General features: G+C 34.9%; 16 protein-coding genes. 7 read left to right on the top strand and 9 right to left on the bottom strand.

Annotation, left to right across the window (positions count from 1 at the left end; genetic code table 11):
- Positions 1-342 precede the first annotated feature (342 nt).
- Positions 343-7,293 carry an AAA domain-containing protein gene (locus tag NOX80_RS10815; protein WP_256549794.1) on the top strand — a complete coding sequence of 2,317 codons (6,951 nt, stop codon included), beginning with the start codon at positions 343-345 and terminating at the stop codon, positions 7,291-7,293.
- Between the two features lie 606 nt (positions 7,294-7,899).
- On the opposite strand, the gene NOX80_RS10810 is transcribed toward NOX80_RS10815, so the two are convergent.
- The 7 genes from NOX80_RS10810 to NOX80_RS10780 form a co-directional block, all read right to left on the bottom strand.
- The gene (locus NOX80_RS10810) at positions 7,900-8,886 is read right to left on the bottom strand and encodes a D-cysteine desulfhydrase family protein (RefSeq protein ID WP_256549793.1); all 987 of its coding nucleotides are present in this window, start codon (positions 8,884-8,886) and stop codon (positions 7,900-7,902) included.
- Positions 8,887-8,932: 46 nt separating this feature from the next.
- On the bottom strand, positions 8,933-10,042 hold the full coding sequence (locus NOX80_RS10805) for an alpha/beta hydrolase family protein (RefSeq protein WP_256549792.1): 1,110 nt from the start codon (positions 10,040-10,042) through the stop codon (positions 8,933-8,935).
- 72 nt (positions 10,043-10,114) lie between these two features.
- Positions 10,115-10,729, bottom strand: a complete 615-nt coding sequence (locus tag NOX80_RS10800) for a porin family protein (RefSeq protein ID WP_256549791.1) — start codon at positions 10,727-10,729, stop codon at positions 10,115-10,117.
- 184 nt (positions 10,730-10,913) lie between these two features.
- Positions 10,914-11,909, bottom strand: coding sequence for a sensor histidine kinase (locus NOX80_RS10795; protein ID WP_256549790.1), 996 nt, complete (start codon positions 11,907-11,909; stop codon positions 10,914-10,916).
- An 11-nt stretch (positions 11,910-11,920) separates the two neighbouring features.
- Complete coding sequence (locus tag NOX80_RS10790; RefSeq protein WP_256549789.1) at positions 11,921-12,670, bottom strand: LytR/AlgR family response regulator transcription factor; 750 nt, start codon at positions 12,668-12,670, stop codon at positions 11,921-11,923.
- A gap of 189 nt (positions 12,671-12,859) precedes the next feature.
- Entirely contained in the window at positions 12,860-13,363 is a 504-nt protein-coding gene (locus tag NOX80_RS10785; protein ID WP_256549788.1) for a transposase, read from the bottom strand.
- Between the two features lie 10 nt (positions 13,364-13,373).
- On the bottom strand, positions 13,374-13,841 hold the full coding sequence (locus NOX80_RS10780) for a MarR family winged helix-turn-helix transcriptional regulator (RefSeq protein ID WP_256549787.1): 468 nt from the start codon (positions 13,839-13,841) through the stop codon (positions 13,374-13,376).
- Positions 13,842-14,223: 382 nt separating this feature from the next.
- On the opposite strand from NOX80_RS10780, the gene NOX80_RS10775 reads away from it, so the two are divergent.
- Complete coding sequence (locus tag NOX80_RS10775; RefSeq protein WP_256549786.1) at positions 14,224-15,297, top strand: ankyrin repeat domain-containing protein; 1,074 nt, start codon at positions 14,224-14,226, stop codon at positions 15,295-15,297.
- Between the two features lie 18 nt (positions 15,298-15,315).
- Positions 15,316-16,101: a hypothetical protein gene (locus NOX80_RS10770; protein ID WP_256549785.1), complete on the top strand. Its 786-nt coding sequence runs from the start codon at positions 15,316-15,318 to the stop codon at positions 16,099-16,101.
- Between the two features lie 88 nt (positions 16,102-16,189).
- Here the strand turns inward: NOX80_RS10770 and NOX80_RS10765 are convergent, their stop codons facing one another.
- Positions 16,190-17,143 carry an SMI1/KNR4 family protein gene (locus tag NOX80_RS10765; RefSeq protein WP_256549784.1) on the bottom strand — a complete coding sequence of 318 codons (954 nt, stop codon included), beginning with the start codon at positions 17,141-17,143 and terminating at the stop codon, positions 16,190-16,192.
- A gap of 26 nt (positions 17,144-17,169) precedes the next feature.
- Positions 17,170-17,784, bottom strand: coding sequence for a hypothetical protein (locus NOX80_RS10760; protein WP_256549783.1), 615 nt, complete (start codon positions 17,782-17,784; stop codon positions 17,170-17,172).
- A 175-nt stretch (positions 17,785-17,959) separates the two neighbouring features.
- Here NOX80_RS10760 and NOX80_RS10755 point away from each other — a divergent pair, with 175 nt between their 5' ends.
- From NOX80_RS10755 to NOX80_RS10740, 4 genes are all read left to right on the top strand, one after another.
- A complete protein-coding gene (locus NOX80_RS10755; protein WP_256549782.1) occupies positions 17,960-18,817 on the top strand; it encodes a tetratricopeptide repeat protein in 858 nt (285 codons plus the stop codon).
- 222 nt (positions 18,818-19,039) lie between these two features.
- On the top strand, positions 19,040-19,693 hold the full coding sequence (locus NOX80_RS10750; protein ID WP_256549781.1) for a tetratricopeptide repeat protein: 654 nt from the start codon (positions 19,040-19,042) through the stop codon (positions 19,691-19,693).
- A 98-nt stretch (positions 19,694-19,791) separates the two neighbouring features.
- Positions 19,792-20,610 carry a WGR domain-containing protein gene (locus NOX80_RS10745; RefSeq protein ID WP_256549780.1) on the top strand — a complete coding sequence of 273 codons (819 nt, stop codon included), beginning with the start codon at positions 19,792-19,794 and terminating at the stop codon, positions 20,608-20,610.
- Between the two features lie 16 nt (positions 20,611-20,626).
- The gene (locus NOX80_RS10740) at positions 20,627-21,301 is read left to right on the top strand and encodes a hypothetical protein (RefSeq protein ID WP_256549779.1); all 675 of its coding nucleotides are present in this window, start codon (positions 20,627-20,629) and stop codon (positions 21,299-21,301) included.
- The last annotated feature ends 19 nt before the right edge of the window (positions 21,302-21,320 follow it).

Below are 21,320 nucleotides of genomic sequence, written 5' to 3'. Positions count from 1 at the left end.
GTTTGTAGTAAAAGTAATAAATTGTTACATGCTGAAAGGATTATTTTTCACCTGTTATTTCGTAACACGATTTAATTAAAGATTTGAAACTACCATTCATAGAAACCAACGTCTTATTTCAAATTAAATAATTTGTATCCCTTGTAAAATGCTTTGGTTCGTAAAATCTATTAATAAGGCCAAACAACTGTTCATTGTTTTATCCAATATAATGTGCATTCATTCTTTAAATTTTATTCTGTATCTACATGTAATTTTATTATACATTTACTTTACAAGCATTTGAAAGAAACTTGTGAACATATAAATAAATTAATCAGATTACAGAATGATCTAAGCTCTATGAAAATAAAGAATATTCAGGAATACCGCAGTTTTTATAAAAACGAGATTCGTCGTTTAAGATTACCAGATCGTAACGAAAACTTTATCGGTAATTTTTTAAATGAACCCGATTCTAATGAAGTTGAATTTGGGTGGTTTGAAATATACCATGGTGACAAAGAAGGATATGGAAAAGCTGAAGCAGGAATTGAAAATTTTCTGCAGAGTTTCCTCGATATGGCAAAAGACGGACAGGCTGTATATGAGTTTTTACAAAATGCCGTAGATGCAGGCAGTACGCATTATGCAATGGTTTGGGGACAGGATGAGCTAGACGGAAACCACTATTTGCTCGTTGCCAATAATGGTAAAATGTTTAATCTGGACAGTGTACGTTCTATTCTTAATGTAGGGTCATCTACCAAAAGCAACGATAGTCAAACCATAGGTAAATTTGGTATTGGTTTTAAGCTCGCACACCGATTAGTAGGTAAAGACAATGGCTTGCAGGAATTAATCAATGAGCATTCAGGTCCTATACTTTTCAGCTGGAAAAATTATGAAATTGAACAACTGGCCGGTGGAGATGCGATTGAACCGGAAACATTCAGCTATAATCCTAAAGCCAATCGTAATTTTGAAATGGCAGACGAGTATCCATGGCTGTTTAAAATCCTTATTACCTGTTTTCCTTGCTTACCAGAAAATAGTCTTGTAGAAGAACTTCCAAAAATGGCAAACGGTCAGTCAGCCGAAGTTAATCCATTCAGCAGTGAAGAATATAAGGTACTCTCACGTTGGGTAAAAAAACATCAGAAGATTTTAAATAAGGATACTTATAACGAAGGGGCTTTATTTTTTATCAAATTGGGTAAAGGTAAAGAAGAAGAACTGGCGGAAGTGAATCTGAAAGAAGGTGTAAAATTTGCCATAGCTATTTTAAAGGAAACTGCCAGTGATGAAGATCAAAGGGAAAAGTTGTTACATACAGTCCAGTTGAATGATGATGAACCAATTACCTATCCTGAATTAGAGTACATTAGACTGAATATCTCAAAAGAAACGGATAAAGATACTTACGCTTATATCAGGTTTGGAGTAGATAGTTATAAGGATTTGAATAATGAACAGCAGCGAAAAATCACAGATGAGGCTGATATTGAAGTACTATTCGGATTTAGAAAGCATAATGAAATTGGTGAGTATTTTAAAGGAGCTCCAAATCTGTATTTATATTTTCCCTTATCTGAAGAAGTCCATAATTTCAATTATATACTCCACTCCAATGCTTTTTATAAGGGTAGTTCAAGAACCTTTTTACATAAGGGCAACAGTAAGGAAGATGGGATTAATGAACGTTTGCTGAAAGTTCTTGTTGACAAAATACAAGAACAACTAAAAGTGCTTTCTCAATCCGAGAATCCGGATGATAAATCGTTGTTTCTTCATTTTTATGCATCACTATTAACCTCCGGAAAAAGCACCAACCAAGACAGACTGTGGATTGAAACACCGTACATAAATCCGGTAAACGATCGATTGAAGGAATATATTCCTGTACGGAATAATGTTGAGATAAATAGTTACAAAACTGTTGCTGATGATCGTACTGTATTTATTAAAAGAACAGAAATAGATATTGATCCGGATGTATGGGGCTTACAGGATGTAAATTGGTTCTATTGGAATGGGGCAGCCTTAAACATCATCCTAAAAGGAATTGAAAAACTTGAAATTAAAGACTATACCATTTTTGACTTACTTGAAAATGTAGGCATTGAAGAACAAATAAACAATTGGCTGAATGGAGATGAGAGTAGAATAAAATTAGTATTAAAGGAGTTGTCGTCAGTTACGCCAGACAAACCTTTAATTGATCGCATAAAGTCACAGTTAGTACAATTAAAACTATTTAAATTTTCAAATGGTGATTTACTTTCGCTTTCTGAATTTTTAGAAAAAGAAACCAATGGTTATTTTCTTTTGCACAATACGTTGGGTGAAATAAAGTATATTTTACAAAAAGCAGGTTTGATTACAACCGAACTGGATTTGAAAGAATTTGAATTCGTTGAAAAATACCGGACATTCTTATTGCAATCTTCCAAACATAGTGGATATACCGAACTTACTAAATTATTCAGCCAGTCGGTAGAAGATGAAAAATTGTCTAAGCTGAGTAAAGACGAAAAATTAAAAATATTCAACGCCTTTAGAACTTTTAATGCTGACAATGTAAATGATCGGATCAGAGAACTGAAATTATTTGAGAATAATCTGGGTAAACCAACTGCTTTCAAGTCCTTATTAGCACGACAATCAAACAATACCTGGATAAATATTTTCAGTATTTCTGTTAGGGAACACAATGACCAGATAAAGGCCTACTTATTGGATGACACGAAGATGCTATATGAACAAATTGTATACCCCTATTGGGAAGATATACTAAACCGGATAGCTGCAAAACCCAAGGAAGTAAACACTATCATTAGCGATATTGTATCTATTTTTAATGAAAGCAATTGGTCTGAAAAACAGCAGCATTCGTTATCAAATCAGGGCCTGATCCTGTTTAAAGGCGAAGTAGTAAGATCCGAAAATATTTTCTATAAAAGTACTCTTGCAACTTTGTCCGAAGAGCATTTTTCTAAGATTCAAGATATAGCGTTCAAGCTTTATGGACTTCATATACCGGATATTATTCTTATTAAGCATTTGGATGAAATACCACTTTCTTATTCTAGTATTACAGCTAACTTATTCATAAACGTTGAAGATATATCAATTGACGATATTAACGATTTATTGCTTTTTTGCACTGTTTGCGATATCGATTTCTTCGAGCACAATACAATATCCTATAATGGAGTCAGCTACCTGATTAACAACGGATCAGATTTAAAACAGTATTTTTCTTCAGATAAACGTATTGTTGATTATATAGGAAAGTATCATCCGGAACAGTTTATTCTAATTCCTCCTTCTATTCAAGTTAAAGCCGGAACAATTAAAATGTCTGGTACTGCTTTGATAGAACAATTAATCGAACTATTTCCAGAAGAAACAATAGAACAAAAACTGGATTTAATTGGATTGGTACTGAATGAACGACAAGAAGACAAAAAGCATTTATTAAATTCTTTGACTTATTTGAGATTAGATGCTTCCTGGCAGGAAGAACATCAGAACGAATTATATTTAAAGCTAATCAATTCGGTTATTGAAGAAACAATAGAAACGGATGACTTAGAAACCATTCAGCGCAAGATAATAATATACAATGGTGATGAGGAGGTTAATATTAGTGATATTGAAAGCGCTCAGGATTCTATAGAAGTAAAAAGAGACGATAAGTCTATTTATCTTTCTCAATCTCAAATTTTGGATTTGGAAAATTCACAGACTATAAACCTTATTCAGCATTTTCACGATGAAGTTTTAGGTAGAAATTTGATAAGTCCTGCTAAAGCAGACAAATTATTTAAGATTTCAAGCGTTAGCATTACAGACGATCTGATGAATCGATTTGAAAATGCTCTTAGATCATTAAACTTGCTGAAAGATGCATTACCAATTACCAATTCTCATCAGCTTGCCTTTGTAGTACTTTCTAATAAATATACTTCTTCCGAATTAAAAAAGTTTGCAGTAAAATGTCATGATAACAAGTGGTATTTTTTAAAAGGTAAAAAGATTATTTTTTCTAGTGAAAATGAAGCGTATATAAATGAAAGTTATCTATTAAATGAACAATACAATGATTTACAATCAGTATTTTCTTTAGGAGATTTCGATGTATTCAATTTTAGTGAAAATGAAGATGATATTATAGCTTCCAAATTCCTGTTTGTTAAAGGAATAGATCCTTACATCTTGAATTCAAAAGGTGAATTTTTAGATAAGTTGGACTATCTGTACAACGGCTGGAAAGGAGTGCCTTATTCAACAAGAGATTACAAAAAAGATGCTGATTGGGAAGATATTTTAGGTATAAATCCATTGCACTATGTACTGAATGGAAAACACATTGAAAGTGAGATACTACCTACTGATTTTTTAGAATGGTGCAATAATGAAAAACCGAAGCAAGAATTTCTAAAAGGTATAGGCGTTCTTATAAATGACAAATTTTTAGAGCCGTTACGAAACTTTCTTTTGAAGGAGAAAGAAACATTGCCAGAGGATATTGACCCGTTTAAATTTAACGATACTATCTTACTCAATACGCTTAAAGGATTATGTGGCGCATTTACCTCTTTGAATAATCAACCGGTAATATATGATAATGGGAAAGATAATTCTAGGATTTCAATACTTGAACGTATCATAACTTATTTAATCGAAAGCGATGTCGAATGTCCTTTACTGGTGCATAATGACAGTATTTCATTCAAACTTGTAAACCCCTCCGCAACCGAGGTTTGGCAAATAGAAGATAAGCTACATTCAAAACTGAAACAAAGCGAAGAAAATAATTTGAATCAAATTTATTCCAACTACTACATTGTTAAGTCAGAATTACTCTCCATTCAGAAGCTTAATGATCAAACAGGTCAATTTGATTTTAAACGGGAGTTCATCCCAATAAACAAAGAGGAACATGATGAACCTTTTTACCATAATTGGAGCAAACATTATAACATTATACTCATAAAGCAGGATCAATTAAAATTTAAAATCTTTGATTCGGATGAAGAGAAACGAAAACACATTGGAACAATTGAGGATGGTAGTTTTCACATTGTAGAAGAAAATGAACTGATAACAATTTATTACCCTAAGAGTATTCATCTGGAAGGTTTAAAGTCTGCAATGGAAGAATCAGGAAACTCAATAACGGACTCGATTGAGGATTTAATTTCGAGAAGAGATACAATGCTGGCGAGTATTTACAATGCCTATAATGCTGCCAATATAGACGATGTGAATAGCGAACACTTAAGGGCATTACAAGAAGCTTTTAGAGCACAAAATTTGAAGCAAGAGCGTAATGATTTAATCGAAAATATTAGACAAAATGCAAAATATTCCTATGATTGGTTTATATCTTATTTAGATTACTTACTTACTTTTAGTAGCAATAGTGCTGATAACAATAAGCAAAAAACAATCCGATTCCAATCCATAAAACGTCAGACTGTAAATCATCTGATATCAGGCAAATATTTTCTGTTGAGTGGTGCAAGTTCCTATGTGAGCGAGTCCATAGAGGAAACCAGTGATTTTTCATTGTCAGTCACGATGAAGAATAACAAGAGGATAGAAGTAATCGTAGAAGGAGCTCAAAAGCAAGGCCAGGATCTGTTGATCTTTTGTCCCAAAGGCATTTCTAATGAAATAACGGAAAATCTGGATACTGTTTTTCAGGCAGAAATAACCTTTGTTCCTCAAATTGATTTATTAAAAGAGTTAAGGAGTGCATTCGCGAATGAAAGTAACTTGGAAAGGTGGAACGAAATAAACGAAAGTTTGTCTCCGCTACATTTTATCTATGGTCCTCCGGGAACAGGAAAAACTACCTCGCTTTGTGAAAGAATAATTGATATAAAGGAAGAAAATCCAAAAACAAAAATACTCTTTTTGACGCCTACTAATAAAGCGGCTGATGTTTTATCTAAAAAATTACTGATACCAACTGATAATCCAGATGATAGAATAGGTGTCAGGTTGAAAAAATTGAATGACAGCAATGAATATTTAAGCGTTACCCGTATCGGAAGACCTACCGACCCCGAATTAGAAGGATTTAATGCAGAAGTTTATCAGTCTTCTGTGAATGATTCGGTACTTAAGTGGGCAGGTGTTCTCGCAATGACGATTCATCGTTTACCTTATACCTCCGTGTTTACGGAAGAACTAAACAATGAAATTAGATTATTCAAACTAGAGGGGCATTGGGATTATGTCATATTTGATGAGGCTTCTATGATAAACCTACCTTATTTGGTATTTGCGATTATGGCAATATCTAAGTTCAGTCCTAATGTGAAATTCATTATAGCTGGTGATCCTAAACAAATTCCTCCGGTAGTAGATGTAAATGATAAAGAACTGGAAGAATTGGATATTCAGGATGAAAACGTTTATTCAATGATGAACATTAGAAGTTTTAAGGAAAATGAGCAAACATTGAGAAATGGTGATTCTATTCAGAATTTGAGTATTCAATATAGAAGTCTAGGTAAAATCGGTCAGCTTTTCAGCGAATTATCGTATGGCGGTTTATTGCAACATCATAGGGAAAAGACAGGAAGTAAATCTAAAGAATTACCATCTGAACTTCAGAAATTGATATGTAATAATGTTCTGTTTATTGATGTTCCGCTAAATAACGAAGATTCCGTGTTTAAGATCAGGCAATTATTCTATAGTTCATATCATATATACAGTGCTATTTTGATAAGTGAAATAATTAAATTCTTTGACACTGCACTTTCTGGGGATGAATCGTGGTCAATCGGACTTATTGCTCCATATAAAGCTCAGGCCGTTATGATGAATAAACTTATCGCCTCTTTCGGTATCTCTGAGAAAATAAAAATCTATGCCGATACAGTTCACGGCTTTCAGGGAGATGAATGTGATTTGGTTTTTTTTGTCTCTAATCCGAACAAAGATTATTATACTGGTCATCAAAAGTGCTTATTATCAAAGGAATATATCTATAATGTAGCTATTAGCCGTGCTAGAGACTACCTGATAGTATTACATCCATTTTCCGCTATACCCAACAATCCGTTCATTAATAGAATAAAAAATAGTTATCAGAATAGCTTTGGAACACCTGTTGTAAAACAATCCTCTGAAATTGAAACCACACTTTTCAGAAATATCAACTTTATTTATGAAAGTAGTTATATAACAGGTCACGATACTATCAATGTCTTCGGACAATTGGAGAAGAAGTATTTTATAAAAGCTAACCCAAGTGCAGTTGATATTCAATTAAGAAAAGTATTAAAATAACAGAACTTATTAACAGGGCAATTTGTCTATTTTATTTTTTCATATGATTAATGGTATTATTTCAATTTTAAATTGATAAGTTGAAATTCCAACGGCAAATCTGAATATAAAAAACTGGAGCTTTTTTTGTATATTTGAAATATTGGATAATATCGTTCTTTCAAATCAGATGGCTTCGTGCAGGAGCCTTTGCATATAAAACATACTGGTTTTACTGTCGTGGCACATTCGTGGCACATGTTGAAAAAACCTTATAAAACAGGGTTGAAGATATCAAAAACGGCATGTGTGTCGGACCCTTCAGCTCCACAAAAGATCAAAATTTTATTTTGCAAGGGAAATGCCGTCATAATCGATGGCATTTTTGCATTGGGAAGTTTTTTGTGGCACATTTGTGGCGCAACGCTTAAAAAAAATATAGAAATCAGCATTTATAGGGTCTACAGAACAATAGTTCGATTCTCTCCGGTTCCACAGAAAACAAAAGCTCAACAAAAGTTGAGCTTTTTCTTTATAAAAAGTATTAAACTATGCAATAAAACTTTCTAAAGCACAATTATCATCCTCCAATAACGGGACAGGTTATTATTTACTTGTTGATATTTATTACATTTTATTTCCTAATTCTTTCGCAAATTTAAAAACAGCCGGTAAACCTCCTGTATGCCAAAATAGAATATTAGAATTTATTGGCAGTTTTTTGTTTTTTATAAAATCCAGCATGCCATAGAATGCCCGTCCTGTATAAACAGGATCTAAAAGAATCCCTTCCATTTTTGCCAACTCATCTATTGCATTAATTTCATTGGCAGTTATAACGCCATATCCTGCATGATCAAAATCCTTATTAAGCTTAATTTCTGAAAGTTCTATTTTTCTGCTAATAAGTAACTTCTGTGTGAGCTCGTTAACAATATTAAAAACAACTTCTTCCAGCGAGAATCCATTCGTTTCGTCTTTATCTATACTAATCGGAATCAGCTCTGCATCCAAATCATAAAGTTCTTTGCCTACAGTTAGTCCAGCCTGCATTCCACCTGAACTAGAAGCAAAAAATATATAATCTATTTTCATGTTCTTTTCGGAAAGTTGTTCTATTAATTCCTTCACTGCATTTACAAATCCCAATGCTCCTATGGAATTTGAACCGCCATATGGAATCACAAAACATTTATTTCCTTCTCGCTCCAGTTTTTCTTTTAAGTGTTCCTGATCTTCACCCTTCCTGTTTTCACCTGTAAAATGTATGGTTGCTCCCAGTATTGAAGACAATAGCAGGTTTCCATCGTAAATATCGGGTTGGTCACCTCCCAAAAGCAGATGACATTTTAGTCCCGCTTTAGCACAGGCTGCCGCAGTTTGTCTGCAATGATTTGACTGTTGGGCTCCTGCAGTAATAACAGTATTACAACCTTCGTCCAATGCTTTTTTGATTAAAAATTCTAATTTTCTAGTTTTATTCCCGCCAGAAGCTAATCCCGTATTGTCGTCTCTTTTTATATAGATGTTGTAATCGGGATAAATTTTGGACAAATTTTCGAGTTTTTGTAACGGTGTTGGAAAAAAACCTAAGTCGATCCTATTCTCTTTCATATCGTTGCTTTTTTATATTTTTTGCTTAGAATTTACCTTTCTTATCCTATTCTATTTGCAATTTTAACCATTTCAACACTTCTTTCAAAACTGTCGGCGAATAGGTTTGTTCTATAGTCTCATATTCATGAGGCGCTCCGGTATCCGATTCCTGAAACAAATGATTTAAAGTCGGCAATTCTCTAATAGTCAATTTTTTATTCCCGGCTTTACATAATGCTTTTTTTATGGCTCTCAAATTTTCCTTTGGTGTAATCTGCAGGTCTCTTTCTCCGTTAAGAGCTAAAACCGGAATTTTCACTTTTTTCAACGTTGGCTCAGGATTATATTTGATGAAATACTGCATCCAGGGAGTAGCATAGGTTTTAACCTGCAAATTGATGTATTCCTCATCACTCTTACCATTAGTTTTTTTAGAACGGGCATTCTTACTCAAGAATTTTTTCAGATCACTACGTAATTCTGTTTTTAACTGTTCGACATCCGAGGATTTTTTTACAATACTAAATATTCTTTTGTTTATCCTTTCCGTCTGTCTTATTTCCTGTTCACTGATTCCTGATGCTCTTGCTATCAGCCGCTGTTGTATCAAAAGGATTTTGTCTCCCGGAATTCCCGGCCCGCCCAGCATTACAATAAATGCGATATCTTTGGATTCTGTAGCCACCAATGGCGCAATTAGACCACCTTCACTATGCCCTATTAAACCTATTTTTGTCCGGTCAATCTCTTTTCTGTTTTTTAGATAGGCAACGGCATTTGCTACATCACTTGCTAAATCTACAGAGGTGGCGCTATTGAAATCTCCTTCTGACAAAGCGGTTCCCCTATCATCGTAACGTAAAACTGCAATCCCATTTTTCGTAAGATAATCAGACAAAACAAGAAATGGTTTATGTCCTGCTAAAGCCTCATTTCTATCTTGTGGCCCGCTTCCTGTTATCAAAACAACAGCCGGGAAAACACCTTCTTTTTTAGGAAGTGTTAGCGTTCCGGCTAAAGTTATTCCGGCTTGTCTGTTTTCAAAAATAATATCTTCTGAATAATACGGGTAGGGTTGCTGTGGTTCTTGTGGCCTATTGGGTTTAATATCCTGTGCAAAAATCGAGAATGACGATATTACAATGGTGATCAACAATGGAATTACTTTTTTCATTTTGCTATTTTTTATAACAGTATTAGGGTCAGTGAGTGAACTACACCTATAGAATGAACTATACGATAACCATTATAAACTGTAACCGATTCCTAATCCAAAAGCCTGACGTCTTATACCTGAACTATTATTCATTACTCCTATACCGTTTTGTGATATATAGGAACAGTTAATCTGGAAGCGTCCAAAATCATATCCGAGCATCGTCGCTGCACCATAATTAAGCTGCTTCATTGGTCTATTTCCTGCTATATCCTTATCATACATATCAATATTACCTGTTTTAGCTCTTATTCCGTAACCGATGTAAGGACCAACACCGAAAAATAACTTTCCTGTTCCCAACTTGGTCTGAAAAACTGCATAGACAGGCAATTCCAGATCATACGATTCCAATTTGGATTTTTCTGCTGTATACTTGTTTTCCATTTCAGAATTTCTGTAATGAATCATCAAATCTGTTTGAAGCGCAAACCACTTGCCAAAATCATACTTTAAAAATCCTCCGACAGAACCTCCTAATTCCGGTGAGCTGTCTGAATAGGGACTCTCCGAATCATACTTATAAAACGTTGAATTGACTCCTCCTTTAATTCCTAAAGAAACCCTTGTTTGAGCGTTTACAGAAACTGAAGCCATAAAGAATGTTGCCATCGCAACAATTGATAAAATTACTTGCTTTCTCATTGTGAAAAAAATGATAAATAAATTGAACTAATTGTGAGGCAAAATTGCAGATTGAAAATACGGAGACAAAGTCTTTTCCGACGAAGTTCAGTATAAACATGATGAAGCTTATTCACAATAGATCAAAATTCCATTGTTCATTAAATCAGTAAAGGTTAAAAGCAGATAATCGTAAAATTCGGACTTAATCCAGAAACGGCATTTTTACTATAAATTGCGTATCCGTTTTTATAATCGCAATCGTTTTTTTGTGCAAAGCATATTGCCTTTGTAGATTTTTTAGTCCCACACCGCTAGAATCAATTGTATTTCTCAGTTGAAGATTGTTTGAAACAGTAATCCCTTCTTCTGTGATTTCAACGTGAACGTTCAACGGTTGATTAGAAGTGGTTATATTGTGTTTTATGGCATTCTCTATTAGTAATTGCAGACTAACGGGGATTACATTTTTATTAGTATTGATATGATTACTGAGCGTTATAAGTAAGTTGTTTTCAAACCGAATCTTTTCCAAAAATATATAGGAATCTAAAAAAGCCAGTTCTTCTTTTAGCGTTACCGTCGGACGTTCGTTTGTCAATAGCAGATAACGGTATACCCCTGACATTTTTTTTGCGAACAAATTTGCTTTTTCTGCATCTTCATAAGCCAATGATGACAAAACATTTAAGCTATTAAATAAAAAATGTGGATTGATCTGTGCTTTAAGCATTTCGTATTGATATTGTATTTTTTCTTTTTCCATTATCGCTATTTTATCTTTAGCAACAATTTGCCGTTGGTTATAAAAGAAAATTTCAATTAACAAGACTATAATACTGTTCCAAAGTAAGATAAATATTGTAGACTTAATAATTTCGGGATTAATCTCAAAAGCAGAAAAACCTAAAAAGATAAAATTACCGAGAAATATTACCAGTAGTGAGAATAGTGAGGAAATGAATAAATTCAGTGCAACGTGAAAATAAATATTGGATGTTTTTAAATATTTATAGATGGTATGAACAATGATAAAATCGACAGATGCAATAAATACACATGGAACCAGATTGATCGCAAAAAATTGTAAAAAGTTCTTTTCTTTTCCTGTTAATGTTTGAAACACATAGTAGAAAAAGACCAGTAGTACCGCTACAATAAGTATAAAAGCAATAATATATTTTATATTTATCCTTTTCATCTTTTTTCGCTCTATGCATCTACCCATTTCAGGAAATCAGACACGCGTTCACGACTAACTAAAATTTCATGCGGACACTCGGGCTGGAAGTTAAGTTTCAGACGGCTGTTAAAGTATCTGGAAATCTTTTTTATGGAAATAATGTTTGCCACGCAATTGCGTGAAACCCGAAAAAATGATTTTTTGTCAATTTGTGATTCTATCTGTGTTAATGTATAATCGATAACAAATTTTTTATTAGAAAACGTATGTAGAAAAACTACTTTTTCTTCACTATAGAAAAAAGCTATTTCATGTATGTCTATATGGTTATAGGTGTCCCCGATCTGAACAAGAAAACGTCTTTTCGTTTGATTCTCCAACAATGCTTTTTCTATCCTTTTGTAGTCAAAGACCGTTTCTATTACTGTGGTCTGTCGTTCTAGTTTTGTCAGCGCAGCTAATAAATCATATTCTTCGACAGGTTTTAACAGATAGTCGATACTGTTCAACTTAAAAGCCTGAATAGCATGTTCGTCATAAGCCGTGGTAAAAATAATCGGTGTCAATACCTGAAGCTGTTCGAAGATTTCAAAGCAATTTCCATCAGCCAGATGGATGTCCAGGAGAATAAAATCTACTGAATTCTTTTTGAGAAAGAGAATTGTATCGGCAACCGATTCCGTCCTTCCCTCAAGTATATAGTCCGGACGGAGCTTGGTCATCATTCTCTTTAATTCTACGTATGCAAACCGTTCATCTTCTACAATCAGATATTTCATATGATAAATTATCTAATGTAAAAATACGGATTATCGACAGTAATTAAATCAATTTTACGATCGAATTCAGAATTTAGGGTATGAAGTGTTGACAGACCATTCTGAATATAGGTTTCAAAATAAATTATCGCCACATTCTTCTCATTTTCTTACCTGTTTTTTCTTTTGGAAGTTGTTTATAGTGTTGCGTTATTGCCGTAGACTAAAGAGCTTTATACATAATGGTATAAGGCCAACAGAAACGGCAATAAAAATAACAACTCTTACATAGTTTAATTTCTGCCAAAGCGAGATTCGATTTACCAGATCTATTGCCAACGATGGTGTTTCGGCTACTTTTTGAAAATCAATAATATTTGGTGCAAAAAATGAAAGTGTCCAAACTCTTACGGCAAAATGAATGACAAATAAAATCAATAACCAATTTCTCACCGGATCTATTTTCCAGCAAAAAACAATGGCGACCACAAAAGTGATTTCGTGTATGGAATGGAAAATAATCCAAAAATTTTTCAGACTTGCTCCTTTACCGTCCAAAAGAAGGTGAAAATTATCAGGAGGTGAAGTCGTCCATTTAGGAACAAATACTAGTGTCTCAAATATTTGCGCTCCGTTCATTAAGAAATAAATGAGTGTCGTAATACAAAGCCATATTTCGGCCCTTATCAAATATGATGCTGTTATATTTTCCATTTTAACCATTTTATTTATTATTTAGATTATTGGTTGTTTCATTCATTATGGATGTCGCTTCAGTAAAATAGCGTTCGATAATCTGAATTTCCTTTTCCGAAAATGTTGCGAGCAGGTCCGTTGTCTTTTGTTGTAATTCACTAAATATCGGCTGTAATAGTTTCATGCTATTTTCCATATTGGGTACAATGATCACTTTTCGTCTATCATCTTTTGTAAACTCTCTCTTCAGTAGTTTCTTTTTTTCCAAACGGTCAATTAAACCTGTAACAGCACCTCCTGTTAATCTTGTAAGCTTTGAAATATCGCCTGCCGTGAGTCGATCATGCTGTAGAATAACACCCAAATATTTGTGATCTGAGCCGGTAAGTCCTGCTTTTCGTGCGATTGCCTCGTGCATAAAGATCGAAGCATCGGAATACTTTCGGCTCGCTATTCTAAACTTTTGAATAATATTGTTGGGATCATTTTCATTCATAAACTAAATATTTTAGTTGCTAAAATAAATAAATTACTTGTATGATTCCAAATAGTTTATAAAAAATATTTGAGAATCTGACTGATACGTTATATCCAAATCAGTGCTGCATTTACAATTACTTCCATCTACAACATAAAAATTACAGCAACAACGTCTAAAAATAAAGACTAAGAAACTGCTCCAATTTTAAAATATTCGCAGTTTAAAATGCTATCATGTAAAAAATAGCTTTTAAGTAACTTATTTCTTACAAATAATCAATTAAATTATTATCTTTAGTACCTGAGATATTCTATAATACATAGTTATAGATTTGTAAACCAGCACAAAAAATTGAGAATTTAAGATCGATTTGAACTAGCTATAATTAAAATAAAACATGGCACAAAAAAGAAAAACATTACCGAAAGACTTTGAGGAACTTCTAAAGAAAGGGGATATTCAGGAACTTATTCAACTATTTGACAAATGCGAGATAGAAGCTCGTGGCGGATACAGCAAAGGAACAGCCTTGTCGTTTGCAGAATGTCCGCATGAATTAGCCAAATGGCTGGTTGAACAAGGAGCAGACATAGAAGCCTCTAATGACTATAGCTATACGCCACTTCAGGAACGTTCCGGGAGACGTTTTTCGAGTAACATCAAAAGCTTATTAGAACTGGGAGCCAATGTAAACGCCAACAACAGCAGAGGAACAGCTTTGCATTGTGCAGCGAGAAACCATAATACGGAGAACATAAAAATACTGCTTGAATACGGAGCTGACATTAAGACTATAGTTTCGGAAGGTTATGGCGAAAAAAGAAACGATTACACCGCGCTGGAGTTAGCTTTGATGAATTGTCGTAACATCGACATAGAAGACACCCTTGAAATTTCAAAAATATTGTTGCATGCCGGTACTCCGAAAACGGAAAAGATGAAAGCGTTTGTTACCGGAATCGGAAAAATGTTTGAACATCACAGACCGAATTTCTATGATGAATCAACAGAACAAACTAGTGATGCTTTAGATGAACTTTACCGTATTTTTGAGGTTGAACCTGTTCCAAGAAGGATTGTATATGACGGTAAATCACCTATTACTGTCAAAGCGACCACCTGGCAAAAGCAACACGAAGAATTATGGGAGCTTTTGGTTCCCGGACGTGGTGCCGCCCAAACCGTACAGGGAGAAGTTATTCGGATCACAGGTAAAGTCGCCCGGGAATTATTAGATAACGGAGGAGGAAATTGGGACATTCAATATCAAAAAATGGTGGACGGTTATTTCAAATATATCCAGCAGGAAAATCAACTTTCCCCGGAAGAAATAAAGGAACTGACTATTATTACAAATGAAGTAAAAGCTAAAAATTCTGAAAATATATATGTAATGAGTGAATTAGGTGTAAAATGGGTACTTAACAATCCAACACCTATAGCTCTTACCGTAACAGATTATGACCGTTAACGAAAGATTTCATCAAAAATGGAGCATTTATTTAAAAAACTAGTAGCCCTTTCTAATGAATTAAGTTCAAATGATTTAATAGAAATACACAAAGAATCTTCAGTTCCGCAAGAATTTGGCCTGACGGATCGATTTCTTCAAAGATACCAAAAGAAAATTGCTGATGAAGCCGGTATCGAATTTGACTACGATACTATAAAGCTATTAGGTCCAACTTCTCTTTCAGTAAAATGGGATACAAAACGGAATCCTAACATAAAGGGAAATGTTGGCGGAGGAACTAATTTTCTACTATATAGTGCACTTTGCGGTGCTCAGGATGAGTGGCTTAGAGAAAACCCGCTGAATCATTCACAAGAGTTGGTCGAAAATCTGTATGCCTTTAATAATAGCGAAATACGAAGTCATATGTCGCAACGCGGAAGAGGCTGTTTCTATAGAACGCATGGTAAATGGCCATTGGACATCTATTTTTTTGATGACGGTCTGCGCATCAAAATGGATATGAAACCGGAAGAATATATTCAGGCTTTAATCGATAGTTGCGCGGTTAGCTATTGGCAGTACTTTTATGTTGATATTGATGAGCTTATTCAACAAAATAAACAAATGATATTACGAAATGGAATATTAGTTAATTGCCCGATTGAAGACGAAGATTTAAACAGTCCGAGATTGAGTTATTTAATAACGGAATTAGATATAATTGCAAAAAATTTACCGCTAATATTCCCTGAAAAGGATTTTAGTTATCATCAAAACAGACTCGCTCAAATAAAAGAAAAAGTCAAGTTTTATTTGTAAAAATATCCCCTATTTATCTATAGGGGATACTATTAGTTACTAAAAAAGTAATAACTGAAAATTTTTGACAAAATCAGGATTTCAGCTTTTAATCAGCTATTGTTTCTAATTTAGATTGTATCAAATCAACTATAGCCTGCATTTCAGGATTGTCACGAGATACTGTTCTTACTGCGACTTTCAAAGCGGTCCATCCATAGGCATCTTCTACTCTAACATCAGCACCATATTCAATTAATAATTTTGCTATTTCAGGACGCGCACCCGGAGTGTTAACGGCCGACATTAAAAGGGTATCCCGATTATTTCTGGCTTTCTCAGTTGCGTAATTAGGATCGGCTCCGGCTGCCAGCAATAACCCGGCTGCTTCAACATTTCCGAACGTTAACGTTTTTTCCATAGCCTCTCCAAAATTCGCGCCTTTGGCAATTAACGCTTTGAGCACCTCGGTATCACCGCTCAATGCCAATCGTTCGATAGCAAAACCGAAATTATTTTCTAAAGGCGTATTGACATCCCAGCCACTATTGATCAAGTCAAGTTGCTTTTGAGAATCGTCACTGTCGAACAGATCCACCAGAAAACCGTATGACTCTTCCTCTTCTTCCTTCAGATTGTCAAAAAAATCGGTGAACGAGTTACTGATTGTGTAAATATTCTTGAACCAGGCTTTCTTATCGCTTTCGTTCTCATGCCACCAAAAATAGATCCTACCCTGATACTTTTGCCGGATTCCGATTAAAATCAGGTTACCCAACATGTCTCTTCCAATTGGCAAAAAACTGTCGGGAACGCGATCTTTAAAAGTACTTCTTATGTAATCGAAATTATCGGTATTATAAGGTGTATTAAAGCCGAAAAAACGCTGTATAATGCTGCCACCGTATTTTTTTGCCGTAAATTCAGTATTATCGGGTTGCCCGCCATTATGCAGAAGCAGGAATTGCCGATAAGCTTCAGGAAGACGAGCTTCGATCTCTTTTTCGAATTCAACCAACTGTCCCTCATCGATTTTTGAGTTCGGTACAATGATTTGCGTCATATTCTTTTATTAGGGATTATCTCATTTTAATATTTCTCCAATTCACCGCGCTGTACTATTTTACCGTTTCGGATAACAAACACACCTTTTGTTATTGGCGGTTTCTCTATTTCTTCAGAATCATAGGCTGCTTCATAGTCATCTATAAATGCGTTGTACAAATCCTTTGAAGTTGACAGTGCAATGGCCTTGAAATAACCGCGTCTCGGAACCGCAACGGCAATTTCATCCGATTTCAGAATGGTATGCAGTTCCTGTATAAACGGATTGTGTAATAAAAACTCACTGCTGAATTCATGTCCGGAAGCATCCACTTCACAATGACTCCTGTGTTTCTTCACTTTATACGTTACCTGAATCGCTTCAAGGTTTATTTGCGCTTCGTCGTAAATGGCATTAAGACCATCAACACCAAATTCCTGGCTATATGGAATATAAACTAAATTATTGGGCATATCATGGGCAACCGCAATCACAATTTTCGGCTGTTCGAACGTCCCTATCAAAGGTTTGAATAGTGCGCCGTATTCTAATCCGGACCAGTTATTGTCTCTAAGTACCGGATATATTTTTCCACCGTTGCCGGCTAATATTTTAGACAACTCGTTTTCGTCTTGTTGTAAACTTTCTTCTCTGTTCATTTTATGATCATTTAAAAGATGAAGATATTATTAAATTATGAAATATAATGTGAAATTTTTATGATTTTTTTTGTAGGCATTTGCGTATATAAAAAATAGATCTATTTTTGTAAGGTTCATCATTTCTCATTTGGTGAATTTTACTAATCAACCATTTCAATAAAATCTACAAATTATGAATTATCTTTACATTGGAGGTGGCCTTGTTGTGCTCTTCTTTATCTATTCTATGTTCGCTGCAAAAAAGAACATGAAAAAAGCTCCGGAAAAACTGATTGAAGCTAAAAATAAATTTGAAGCCGGCGAAACCAATGCGGCTTTAAGAACTTTGGGAGAAGCATTTGTGATTCCGCTTGACAATCACGTAAAACCGGAACACAAAACGCACCTTATCGCCGTACTGGATTTATTGAGAAAAATATTCGCTGACATGAATATTTCAGGAAGCAAACTTATTGATCCGCTTTATGATAAGCTTACCAATTCCGTTAATAATACCGTGGTATTAAACGAAGGAAACTACAAGGCATTAGAGAATTTCTTTGAAGAAACTGACACAGATGAAAAATTAGTCAATTACCTGAAAAATTCTGTTTTTGGCGGAGAAATCAGCATTGATTCTTCTTCTTCAGCCGGTGATCCGGAATTTCCTCAAACAAGCAGCAGAACAACACCGTATATTAATGAAGCCGGAAAGCTAATCATGAAAGGTAAATATCAGGATGCTATCGATGTATACCGAAATGCTCTTAACGAACAATGGGATGATACCGATAAAGCATTTTTACATGATCAATTAGGTTCGTGCTATCTAATGAATAAAGATTTAACTAACGCTGAAGCCAATTACAAAGAAAGTATTGCTATTAAGCCTTATTTCCTTAACAACTGGAATTATGGTGACTTCTTAGTTTACCACAAACGTAAAGCTGATGCTGAAATTCAGCTTCCGAAAATTGAAGCGATGGTAGCTACTCCAGCTGACAGAAAAGAATACAATAAATTACAAAAGCAATTCGAAGCGTTAAAATAAAAACGTTCTGAAATTTAAAAAGCCCGGAATAGTATTACTTTCCGGGCTTTTCTATTAATTAAATGTAGTTACCAGCTCACATCCGTTACCTAACATTATAGATCGTAATGATGCTTACGGAACCGGTTCGTATAATCACAAAATTTATCACATAAGTGTGATTTTTAAAAACATTTGCAGTAAAAAATTTTGTAGGTTTAAAATCTTAACCAAATCAAAAACATGAAACAGATTGATCACGAAGAACTAAAAGCAATAATCAAAAATGATGCTTTTGATAAATACACTAACGAACAGATCTTTAAGGATACTAAATACTATTTCGAATCGATGAAATCCGCGCCTTTCTTTGGAGAGGAAACCCTTGGTATATATGTTGACATCTATAAAAAACTTGGCGAAAAAGGTTATAGTCCTGCATTATACGAACTTGGGTTATTGTATTACAACGGCGAATTCTGGTTGCCGTCTGATTATGCCGTATCATTGGAATACCACCAAAAAGCGGCTGCATTAAACAATATCGATGCGATGTTTGAATTGTATGTTTATTACGCGACGGGTATCGGAACCGAAATAAATCCGGAAATTGCTACCGACTGGAACTTAAAAGCAGCTAATGCCGGTAACAACAGAGCGTGCTACAATATGGGTACTTTTTATGCCACCGGAAACAATGTGCCTTTGGATATGGAGAAAGCTGTAGACTGGTATGATAAAGCTTCACAACTTGGTAATGTGCGGGCAACGGAAACCCTTAGCTTAATGTATCGCTATGGTGAAGGTGTACCGCAGGACGATGCGAAAGCCGATGCCTATAAAGAACGGGAAATCGAACTGCGTGAAGCATTTTTACGTCGTATGGACAAAATGTAACTAGCTAAAAACGAATATACATTTACATCCGACGAATCTTCATTAACAACTTATAGCACAAGGCATTTCTGATATCTTAGCGCTATAAACAATTTAAAATGGCAACACTATACACCATCACGGTAAAAAGCATTGAAGCAACCAAAGTAATAGCAGAAGTTCGCGTAGACCATCCCGACGCAGGGAGCAATTTCGGTTCTAAAGACTTTGCTTTACAATTACTATTAGAAGCAGGTCACTCGGAAAGACCTTATTTCAAAAAACTTCCCATTTCGGAGGCAGAATGGAAAAAACTCGTTACTGAACATCCGCGAAAAGAAGAATACGATTTAATGCATCAGTATAACGACGGTTTACAACTTAATATTACACCTGAAGAAGGTAAAAAAAGAGAGGACCGTGACTATTGGCAAAAACACAACGAAGAACTTTCCCTTCAATATGGTAAGAAAGTGTCAGCCAGCGGAATGTCGAATGGTCAATATTATGTACAATTCGATAACGAACCGTTAAAAGTAATCGAAGCTGCAAACAAGGTAATTCTATCAAAACCAGTAAAGAAAAAACTTGAAAAAGACCTGTACACACTGGAATTTGAAGTTGCCGATGCGGAATACCTGTACCACCTTCGGGAAAAAATGCGTTATGAGACGGCTGCCTGGAACCTTTCCTCCTATTACAAACCAGAAATAAAAGTAACAGAAGGCGAACCGGTACTGTTGCAGTATAAAGATGCCAAAAGCGATAAATTCTGGCAGGTGATACAAAATGATAACACGTTAACTATTAGCTACGGAAAAACAGGAACAACCGGACAGAAAATAGTAAAAGAATTTGATTCTGTACAAAAAGCCGAAAAAGAGCGTGAAAAGCTAATAAACGAAAAACTAGGCAAAGGGTATTCTAAAGCAAACTAATACAAATTATATAATCATGAGTTTATTTAATTTCTTCAAAAAAAAACAAACTGACGAGACTAACAAAAAAAGTACTTCCGCCGCCTCTTCTACTCCTATATCGCGTGAGCAAATGCAGGATCAATTAGTAGAGGCGATAGACAATCGGGATTTTAATGAAATACTGGATTTAATGAATGCCGTTACTAAAGATAATGCGCCTTCTATTTATCTGGCACTTAATTTTAATGATTCCTGGTTTCCTGAAAAAGGGTATGACAAAATCGTTGCTATTTTTGCGCAGAACAAATTCATTGACCTGAATGAAACTACAGACGGTAAGACTCCTCTGACTATGATCGCGGAAGCCTGCCATAATGCTACCGATATTTATGCCCGAATCGTTGAATCGCTGCTTGATGGCGGTGCCGATGCAAATAAAACAGACAGTGAGGGATGGAGTGCGCTTGCCTATGTGATCAACAAACATGGTGTATCACCTGCAATTATCCAAAAGCTTATTGATACCGGATCGGACCTGAATCTTGTTGTTGAAAGTGACAATTTTATGGGCATCAATGAAAGAAGCATACTGGGAATGGCCTATTACAACAGTAAAGATTTCTTTGCTCAACTTAAAGAGAAAGGGGCTACAATGACCGACGATGAAATCGAAGAGCTTCAGGATAGAGGTTATGCATTGGAACCGTAAAATGCCAGTAATCGTAGTC

Origin of the sequence: Flavobacterium cerinum, assembly GCF_024496085.1 — a bacterium.
Taxonomy (GTDB): Bacteria; Bacteroidota; Bacteroidia; order Flavobacteriales; family Flavobacteriaceae; genus Flavobacterium; species Flavobacterium cerinum_A.
This window is presented reverse-complemented; position numbering and strand designations above follow the sequence as displayed.

Excerpts from the sequence above, each read along its gene's own strand:
- NOX80_RS10745 (WP_256549780.1), top strand. The coding sequence starts at position 19,792 with ATGGCAACACTATACACCATCACGGTAAAAAGCATTGAAGCAACCAAA.
- NOX80_RS10780 (WP_256549787.1), bottom strand. The coding sequence starts at position 13,841 with ATGAATGAAAATGATCCCAACAATATTATTCAAAAGTTTAGAATAGCG.
- NOX80_RS10765 (WP_256549784.1), bottom strand. The coding sequence starts at position 17,143 with ATGACGCAAATCATTGTACCGAACTCAAAAATCGATGAGGGACAGTTG.
- NOX80_RS10740 (WP_256549779.1), top strand. The coding sequence starts at position 20,627 with ATGAGTTTATTTAATTTCTTCAAAAAAAAACAAACTGACGAGACTAAC.
- NOX80_RS10805 (WP_256549792.1), bottom strand. The coding sequence starts at position 10,042 with ATGAAAAAAGTAATTCCATTGTTGATCACCATTGTAATATCGTCATTC.
- NOX80_RS10755 (WP_256549782.1), top strand. The coding sequence starts at position 17,960 with ATGAATTATCTTTACATTGGAGGTGGCCTTGTTGTGCTCTTCTTTATC.
- NOX80_RS10795 (WP_256549790.1), bottom strand. The coding sequence starts at position 11,909 with ATGAAAAGGATAAATATAAAATATATTATTGCTTTTATACTTATTGTA.
- NOX80_RS10760 (WP_256549783.1), bottom strand. The coding sequence starts at position 17,784 with ATGAACAGAGAAGAAAGTTTACAACAAGACGAAAACGAGTTGTCTAAA.
- NOX80_RS10750 (WP_256549781.1), top strand. The coding sequence starts at position 19,040 with ATGAAACAGATTGATCACGAAGAACTAAAAGCAATAATCAAAAATGAT.
- NOX80_RS10810 (WP_256549793.1), bottom strand. The coding sequence starts at position 8,886 with ATGAAAGAGAATAGGATCGACTTAGGTTTTTTTCCAACACCGTTACAA.
- NOX80_RS10775 (WP_256549786.1), top strand. The coding sequence starts at position 14,224 with ATGGCACAAAAAAGAAAAACATTACCGAAAGACTTTGAGGAACTTCTA.
- NOX80_RS10790 (WP_256549789.1), bottom strand. The coding sequence starts at position 12,670 with ATGAAATATCTGATTGTAGAAGATGAACGGTTTGCATACGTAGAATTA.
- NOX80_RS10770 (WP_256549785.1), top strand. The coding sequence starts at position 15,316 with ATGGAGCATTTATTTAAAAAACTAGTAGCCCTTTCTAATGAATTAAGT.
- NOX80_RS10800 (WP_256549791.1), bottom strand. The coding sequence starts at position 10,729 with ATGAGAAAGCAAGTAATTTTATCAATTGTTGCGATGGCAACATTCTTT.
- NOX80_RS10785 (WP_256549788.1), bottom strand. The coding sequence starts at position 13,363 with ATGGAAAATATAACAGCATCATATTTGATAAGGGCCGAAATATGGCTT.
- NOX80_RS10815 (WP_256549794.1), top strand. The coding sequence starts at position 343 with ATGAAAATAAAGAATATTCAGGAATACCGCAGTTTTTATAAAAACGAG.